Annotated in this window: 2 protein-coding genes; one reads left to right on the top strand and one right to left on the bottom strand. The window is 54.3% G+C overall.

The features are described from left to right. On the top strand, positions 1-147 hold a 147-nt coding region (locus V7665_RS13830; protein ID WP_335665104.1), incomplete at its 5' end, for a HesB/IscA family protein. Positions 148-307: 160 nt separating this feature from the next. Here V7665_RS13830 and V7665_RS13825 read toward each other — a convergent pair. Continuing rightward, a partial coding sequence (locus tag V7665_RS13825; RefSeq protein ID WP_335665103.1) for an FAD-binding protein occupies positions 308-532 on the bottom strand: 225 nt, incomplete at its 5' end.

Raw genomic sequence — 532 nt, 5'->3', positions numbered from 1 at the left:
GGCCTGTTTTACGTCGACGGTGGTTCTGTGCTCTACCTGATCGGTAGCACAATGGACTGGGTCGAAGATGATTTCACCGCCGGGTTCGTGTTCGAGAACCCCAATGCCAAGGGGGCTTGCGGGTGCGGGGAGAGTTTTACGGTTTAGGGTTTTTCTCAGAACGCTAGTCGATACAAAAAACCCCGACGTTTTCACACCGGGGTTTTTTAATTCGCCATGCTGAACTTGATTCAGCATCCAGAGCCTAGTTAGGCAACCTTTGTTAACGATCGCTCTGGATCCCGGATCAAGTCCGGGATGACAACGCTTACAGCTTGCCAGTCAACTCCGGCACCGCATTGAACAAATCCGCGACCAGTCCGATATCCGCAACCTGGAAAATCGGTGCGTCTTCGTCCTTGTTGATCGCGACGATGATCTTGCTGTCCTTCATGCCGGCGAGATGCTGGATCGCGCCGGAGATGCCGATGGCGATATAGACTTCCGGAGCGACGATCTTGCCGGTCTGGCCGACCTGATAGTCGTTCGGGAC

Origin of the sequence: Parasphingorhabdus sp. (assembly GCF_036964675.1) — a bacterium.
In the GTDB taxonomy this organism is placed as follows: domain Bacteria; phylum Pseudomonadota; class Alphaproteobacteria; order Sphingomonadales; family Sphingomonadaceae; genus Parasphingorhabdus.
The sequence above is the reverse complement of the archived record's forward strand: the minus strand, read 5'-3'. Positions and strand labels throughout refer to the sequence as shown.